We start from the raw sequence: 2570 nt of genomic DNA on the forward strand, positions 1-2570 counted from the left end.
TTGCCCATCAAGTGCGATGTCTGCGGTTAGCTACGCGATCGCGATTTTTTCTAACTTATTCAGCAAGCCCTAATTAAATATCTAAACCGATGACTGTTAAGTCGGGAGGATGTTCGACAACAAACTGGTAATATAACTCTTGCTTTGCTTGCGGGGGCAGAGACATTATCCATTCTAGCAGTCCCATTTCACCTGCTACTATCTTCGGATTAGTGAGAGTCGATCGCACTTTAATTTGTTCATTGCGGCTGACTGGCAATTGCTCTTTTAGTGTCAGGTGTACCTGCACCTGATGCAAGTTTGTCACATTTAAACGATAAGCGTAACTCATGCGCCGCTGCTGGCCGATCAGTTTTTTATCTACTTGTCTTTCCACTAATTCCCGCTCTATTTTTAACCGTTCATCTATTCCTAAATTAACTTTATATTCTTGCCCGGCGGAAATATTTTCTAACTGCACAGTACCGACAAAAGTGTTGTCGCGAAAGATATTTGCTTTACCGGGAAGCATAGTTGCGCCTGTCAGCGGATTCACAACAACTGCTTGCAAATAGGCAAAACTGACTAATCGCGGGACGGCTATATATTCAGGTTTAAACGGATAATTTTCGCTAAAAATAGTCACTTTGTGCGGCGTGCCGTCGCTGGGAATATTAGTATTTCCCCCTACTTGAAATGAGACGGTGCCGCCTTCTTTAGATACTTGTGCGATCGCTGTTGTAGCGTCTATCGGTTCGGGTGCGCCAGCAGCACCGCCCATAGCCATCATTGGCAATGGTACCTCGTCTTCCATCTCTAATTCCATAAAGTCTATTGCCATTTCTGCTTTCTCAGTCTGTCGGCTGCGTTTCATCAAAACTTCTCGGTTTTGAGCAGATTTTGGGTGAACAATATCGATAAACCAGGGTTGGAGTTTTGGTGGCAAAGTTCCCATTCCGGGTTTTGCTGTAGATAAAGTCAGCGCTACTCCTCTCCAATCTTCGCCTGTATTTTGATTGACTTCGGCTAGGTAATTGAGATTAATTTGGTTGTTAGTAGTGTTTACTCGCAAGTCGTAAAGAGGAGTCCAACGGGCTCGCATTACTACATAGGAAACTTCTAGTTCAAAATTGCCGCTACCGCTGGTTTCTATGGCAACAAGGATGTTAAAACTTTGCTGGGAATGGGGAGTTTGTACTTGCCACAACTGCTGCTGCAAAGCTTCTATTTGCTTGTCTAATTCGCGCTGCTGTCTTTCGTATTGAGCGATCGCGCTTACATATTTTAGGTAATTAGTTCCTAAAAAGTTGAGCAATTCGCCAGTTTCGTTTAAACCTACCTGCTGTTTGGCGACGCTGCTGGAAAAGAAACCGACGCTTTTTTCGCTCAAACCTTCGACAAATTTGAGCTGAATTTTTCTGGCGGTTATTTTGTCATTAATTGCCCGTTTTTGAGTTTCTAACTCTTGGATTTGTTGGGTTAATTCGGCAGTGCGATCGCCCACTGGTTCGCTGCTAAACACTGTTTCGGTTCGCACTCCCAAAAGTCGCACAGCAACTGTACCCGCACCCGTGGCCCTGACTGACTCTGTGTCTAGGGTTGCGGGAACAGAGGCGATCGCCAATTCTCGCTCGTTTCCCGTCAGAGATACCGTACCGCGGCGCGTCACCAAAGCGCGATCGGTGTAAACTGTAACTTCGGATATGCTAGTATTTAGTGTTTTAATGGTATCAGAATTAAGTATTTCTGAGTCAGTCATTGCCAGTTGCTCCTATTTAATAACCGTTTAGTCGATCGAGCATTGTTCAAAGTAGTTTATCGCTCAATTTTCCCGATCGCCCATTCCTCTAGAAAACTCCTCAAGCGCATCCAAAGGCGAAGCAAACAAAATGCAGCGTTGAAGCAAAGACAAGTCTAACTCCGGCAGTATTTCACTGCTAGCAATGCGATCGTAACCTTCCTCTCGCAGATGGTAAAGCTCTAAAGTGCCGTCTTCCCAAAACCAGACTTCCGGGACTCCCATCAGTCGGTATTTCTGAAGCTTAATCGGGCTACCGCTAGTGATAACAATATCAATACATAAATCTGGAACATCTTTAATATTTCCGAAAAAACAAGACAAATCTGCCTGATACTCGACTCGATCTTCAACAATCTGACTATAAGTACCGCTGGGAAAAAATACAATTCTTCTTTGCAGAAAATACTGTCCCATTAGCAAGCCCATCAAACATCTAATTGCTTCATGCAACCTTCCAGTACCCACAATTTCTAAAACTCCATCGCAATAAAATAAGCGTACATTCGGCACGTCTTCAAAGCCAGCTTGAATGGCCTTGAATTGATGCCATGTAAAACCGCGCCAAGTGAAACGTTGTTCGACTGCGGGAGAAGTGGTTGGATTGTCTACAGTTTGAAGCATGATTGTTTTATTGATGTTCAAAATGGTAGCGCGGGAGTGGGCGGGTTTACGAGTTTACGAAATCCTTATTTTTAGGAATTGATAATTGGTAAAACCCGCCCCTTGTATCTTAAAAGAGTCAGGCGATCAAACCGTAGACCGCAGGCTATAGAACCGCAGACACGGTTGT

Annotated in this window: 2 protein-coding genes; both read right to left on the bottom strand. The window is 44.2% G+C overall.

Translation table 11 applies throughout. The features are described from left to right. Positions 1-73: 73 nt before the first annotated feature. Positions 74-1738: a mucoidy inhibitor MuiA family protein gene (locus QUA02_RS33220; RefSeq protein ID WP_333033986.1), complete on the bottom strand. Its 1665-nt coding sequence runs from the start codon at positions 1736-1738 to the stop codon at positions 74-76. Between the two features lie 63 nt (positions 1739-1801). Next, complete coding sequence (locus QUA02_RS33225; RefSeq protein ID WP_333033987.1) at positions 1802-2401, bottom strand: Uma2 family endonuclease; 600 nt, start codon at positions 2399-2401, stop codon at positions 1802-1804. Between the last annotated feature and the right edge of the window lie 169 nt (positions 2402-2570).

Source organism: Microcoleus pseudofavosus SVA1_A4, assembly GCF_036700565.1.
Lineage (GTDB): Bacteria > Cyanobacteriota > Cyanobacteriia > Cyanobacteriales > Microcoleaceae > Microcoleus.